Annotated in this window: 5 protein-coding genes; all 5 read right to left on the reverse strand. The window is 70.0% G+C overall.

Features of this window, described 5'->3' with window-relative positions; genetic code table 11:
• Nucleotides 1-782: NADH-quinone oxidoreductase subunit NuoE (gene nuoE, locus G6024_RS05965; protein ID WP_159148278.1), on the reverse strand; the 782-nt coding region annotated here is incomplete at its 3' end.
• Nucleotides 779-2122, reverse strand: coding sequence for an NADH dehydrogenase (quinone) subunit D (gene nuoD, locus G6024_RS05970; protein ID WP_067714636.1), 1344 nt, complete (start codon nt 2120-2122; stop codon nt 779-781). The genes nuoE and nuoD, both read right to left, overlap by 4 nt.
• Entirely contained in the window at nt 2119-2871 is a 753-nt protein-coding gene (locus tag G6024_RS05975) for an NADH-quinone oxidoreductase subunit C (protein ID WP_069389012.1), read from the reverse strand. Before G6024_RS05975 ends, nuoD begins: the two co-directional genes overlap by 4 nt.
• A complete protein-coding gene (locus G6024_RS05980; RefSeq protein ID WP_067714633.1) occupies nt 2868-3422 on the reverse strand; it encodes a NuoB/complex I 20 kDa subunit family protein in 555 nt (184 codons plus the stop codon). Before G6024_RS05980 ends, G6024_RS05975 begins: the two co-directional genes overlap by 4 nt.
• Nucleotides 3423-3449: 27 nt before the next feature.
• Nucleotides 3450-3809 (reverse strand): NADH-quinone oxidoreductase subunit A, encoded by a 360-nt coding sequence (locus G6024_RS05985; RefSeq protein ID WP_067714630.1) that lies wholly within the window; start codon nt 3807-3809, stop codon nt 3450-3452.
• Nucleotides 3810-4154: the final 345 nt, after the last annotated feature.

Genomic DNA, 4154 nt, shown 5'->3' on the forward strand with positions numbered 1-4154 from the left:
TCGGTTGAGGGCAGCTCAGTGGACTCGTCCGGCCCCGCGGGGGCGCGCATGTCGTGTTCGCGGGCGATCCGCAGCCCGACCAGGGTCGCGTCGCCGGGGGCGCCGTCGTTCGCGCCGGGGCGGGTGTCGGGGAAACCGGCGAGGAGGCGGGAGGTCTCGCGGAACGTGCACAACGGCGCGCCCCGGGTCGGGGTCACCGTCCGGCCGGCCCGCAGGTCGTCCACGACCTGCCGGGCGGAGGCGGGGGTCTGGTCGTCGAAGAACTCCCAGTTGACCATCATCACCGGGGCGTAGTCGCAGGCCGCGTTGCACTCGATGCGCTCGAGCGTCACCCGGCCGTCGTCGGTGGTACCGGGCCCGTCGAGCCCCAGGTGGTCATGCAGGTCGGCGTAGATCTCGTCGCCGCCCATCACCGCGCACAGTGTGTTTGTGCACACCCCGACCAGGTAGTCGCCCGTGGGCGTGCGTCGGTACATCGAGTAGAACGTGGCGACGGCCATGACCTCGGCGGAGGTGAGTCCGACGGCGAGGGCACAGAACTCGATGCCGGCGGGCGTGAGGTGCCCGTCCTCGGCCTGGACGAGGTGCAGGAGTGGCAGCAACGCCGACCGGGCCTGCGGATAGCGGGCGATGATCACCTCGGCGTCGGCCCGCAGTCTCGCCAGGACGTCGTCGGGGTAGTGCCGGCGGGCGTCGGGCCGGACGATCGCCCCCGGCTCGTCCGGCTGCTGCCCGAACTGCAGGAAGACCGGTTCGCGACTCGTCGACTCCATGCTGCTCATCGGTCCACCCCTCCCATCACGGGGTCGATGCTGGCGACCGAGGCGATGACGTCGGAAAGCATCCCGCCCTCGCACATCGCGGCCACGGCCTGCAGGTTGGTGAACGACGGGTCGCGGTAGTGCACCCGGTACGGGCGGGTCCCGCCGTCGGAGACCATGTGCACCCCCAGTTCGCCGCGCGGGGACTCCACCGGCACGTACACCTGGCCCGGCGGGACCGCGAAACCCTCGGTGACCAGCTTGAAGTGGTGGATCAGTGCCTCCATGGAGCTGTCCATGATCGTGCGGACGTGCTCGGCGGAGTTGCCGAGCCCGTCGGGGCCCACCTTGAGCTGGGCGGGCCAGGCGATCTTGGGGTCGTCGACCATCACGGGTCCCGGTTCGAGCCGGTCCAGGCACTGCTCGACGATCTTCAGCGACTCCTTCATCTCGTCTACCCGGATGACGAACCGGTCGTAGCAGTCACTCGCCGACCCGGTGATGACGTCGAACTCGTAGTCCTCGTACCCGCAGTACGGGTCGGACCGGCGCACGTCGTGCGGCAGGCCCGTCGCCCGTAGGACAGGGCCGGTCACGCCGAGGGCCATGCATCCGGTGAGGTCGAGGTAGCCGACGTCCTGCAGCCGCATCTTCCAGATGGGGTTCTCCCGCAGCAGCAGTTCCATCTCGCGGATCCGCCCGGGCATCACCTCGAGCAGTTCGCGCACCTGGGGGACCGCCTCGTCGGGCAGGTCCTGGACCACCCCGCCGGGCCGGACGTAGGCGTGGTTCATCCGCAGACCCGTGATGACCTCGAAGACGTCCAGGACCAGCTCGCGCTCGCGGAACCCGAACAGCATCGGCGTGCTCGCGCCCAGCTCCAGGGCACCGGTGGCCAGGGCGACCATGTGGGAGGAGATCCGGTTGAGCTCCATGAGCATGACCCGGATGACCGACGCCCGCGGCGGGACCTGCTCGGTGATCCCGAGCAGCTTCTCCACGCCCAGGCAGAAGGCGACCTCGTTGAAGAACGGCGACAGGTAGTCCATCCGGGTCACGAACGTCACGCCCTGGGTCCAGTAGCGGTATTCCAGGTTCTTCTCGATGCCCGTGTGCAGGTAGCCGATGCCGCAGCTCGCCCGGGTGACGGTCTCGCCCTCGATCTCCAGGATCAGCCGCAGCACCCCGTGCGTGGACGGGTGCTGCGGGCCCATGTTCACCACGATGCGGTCGTCGTCGGCGTTGCGCGCCGCCTCACTGATCGCGTCCCAGTCCTGCCCGGAGGCGGTGAGGATCGTGTCGGAGTCCGCGGCGCGGTCGGCACGGGCCGAGCGCCTCGCGCGGGTGCGATCGGCGGTCATGAGTACGCCCTCCGCTGATCCGGCGGCGGGATGGTCGCGCCCTTGTACTGGACCGGGATCCCGCCCAGCGGGTAGTCCTTGCGCTGCGGATGGCCCTCCCAGTCGTCCGGCATCTCGATCCGCGTCAGCGACGGGTGGCCGTCGAAGACGACGCCGAAGAAGTCGTACGTCTCCCGCTCGTGCCAGTCCGCCGTGGGATACACGCGGGTGAGCGTGGGGATGTGCGGGTCTGCGTCCGGGGCCGACGTCTCGAGCATCACGCGGCGGTTGTGGGTGATCGACTGCAGCGGATACACCACGTGCAGCTCCCGGTCCGTGGCGTCGGGGTAGTGCACCCCGCTCGCGCCCAACGACATCTCGAACCGCAGGTCCGGGGCGTCCCTGAGGGTCAGGGCCACCGCCGGTAGGTGCTCCCGCTCCACGTGCAGGGTGAGTTGTCCGCAGTGGACCACGACCCTCTCGACGGCCTCCTGAAAACTCGGCCCGCCCCGCTGGTGCAGGGCCGCGGTGAGCGCGCGGATGACCTCGTCGTCGTCGTCCTCGTAGGGCGGTGGGGTACTGCCGGGCATCTCGGTCGGGCGCACGAGGCCCCCGAACCCGGTGGTGTCCCCGGAGCCACGGACGCCGAACATGCCGTGGCGCACGCCGACGGTGTCCGCGTCAGGGCTGTCCGTGCGGTCGGGTGGGTTCGGTGCGTCGGGGGCCCGGTCGCGGTCCGCGGCGCCGGAGTCCGGGCGACGATCGGTCATCGGAACATCCCCTCGACGGGGATGAGCGGACGCTGGTCGAGCGCGGCCTGCTCCGCGGCACGGATCGCCTCGGCCCGGTTCGCGCCCAGCGGCATGTTCTGGATCTTGTCGTGCAGCGTGATGATCGCGTGCATGAGCATCTCCGGCCGCGGCGGACATCCGGGCAGGTAGATGTCGACGGGCACGATGTGGTCGACGCCCTGCACGATCGCGTAGTTGTTGAACATCCCGCCCGATGACGCGCACACGCCCATCGACAGGACCCACTTGGGCTCGGCCATCTGGTCGTACACCTGGCGCAGGACCGGGGCCATCTTCTGCGAGACCCGCCCCGCGACGATCATGAGATCGGCCTGCCGGGGGGACGCGCGGAAGACCTCCGTGCCGAATCGGGCCAGGTCGTAGCGTCCACCGCTCGTGGACATCATCTCGATCGCGCAGCACGCCAGACCGAACGTCGCCGGCCACAGCGAGCCCTTGCGCATGTAGCCCGCCAGCTGCTCGACCGTGGTCAGCAGGAAGCCGGCCGGCACCTTCTCCTCGAGTCCCATCTCGGCGCTCCTCTCCGACTCGCCGGGTCAGTCCCAGCTCAGTCCGCCGCGGCGCCACTCGTAGGCGTAGGCGACGGAGACGTTGAACACGAACAGGGCCATCGCGGCCAGCCCGAACACGCCGAGTTGGTCGAAGTGGACGGCCCACGGATAGAGGAAGAGGATCTCGATGCCGAAGATGATGAACAGCATCGCGGTGAGGTAGTACTTCACCGGGAAGCGGCCGCCGCCCGCCGGCTGCGGCGTGGGCTGGATGCCGCACTCGTAGGCCTCGAGCTTGGCGCGGTTGAACCGGCTGGGCCCCGCGAAGGAGGACACGCCCGAGGAGAAGACGGCGAAGGCGACGGCCAGGGCCCCGAGTACCAGGATGGGCACGTATTCGTTCACGTTGGCGTCACTCCTCGCGCTTGTGATGAGAAGCCGCCTGTAGGCGGGCCTCTACTGCAACCGCAGGGGGTTCGAGCGACCGGCGCTGATGGGGTCCGGTCGTCCGTCTCCCCGGCGGGCCGTTCACTGTGCGGCCCGCAACTGTGACTCTACTCACACTGTGTTGACGTGCGTCGGGGGTTCGGACAGATGGCGTCTCGGTCGTGCTCCGCGGGCGGGGGGAAGAGTGCGCGCGGCCGCGGGGGCCGGTGTCAGGCGGGGGCGAGGAGCCCGTTCACCGCGTCGCGCAGGCGCAGCGGGTCGATCGGGTGGGGGACCGACGCGTCCGCGCGGGACCAGTCGGCG

The organism is Dietzia maris (genome assembly GCF_014144855.1).
In the GTDB taxonomy this organism is placed as follows: Bacteria; Actinomycetota; Actinomycetes; order Mycobacteriales; family Mycobacteriaceae; genus Dietzia; species Dietzia kunjamensis.

Coding starts and splice junctions, on each gene's coding strand:
- G6024_RS05975 (WP_069389012.1), bottom strand. CDS start 2,871: ATGACCGATCGTCGCCCGGACTCCGGCGCCGCGGACCGCGACCGGGCC.
- nuoD (WP_067714636.1), bottom strand. CDS start 2,122: ATGACCGCCGATCGCACCCGCGCGAGGCGCTCGGCCCGTGCCGACCGC.
- G6024_RS05980 (WP_067714633.1), bottom strand. CDS start 3,422: ATGGGACTCGAGGAGAAGGTGCCGGCCGGCTTCCTGCTGACCACGGTC.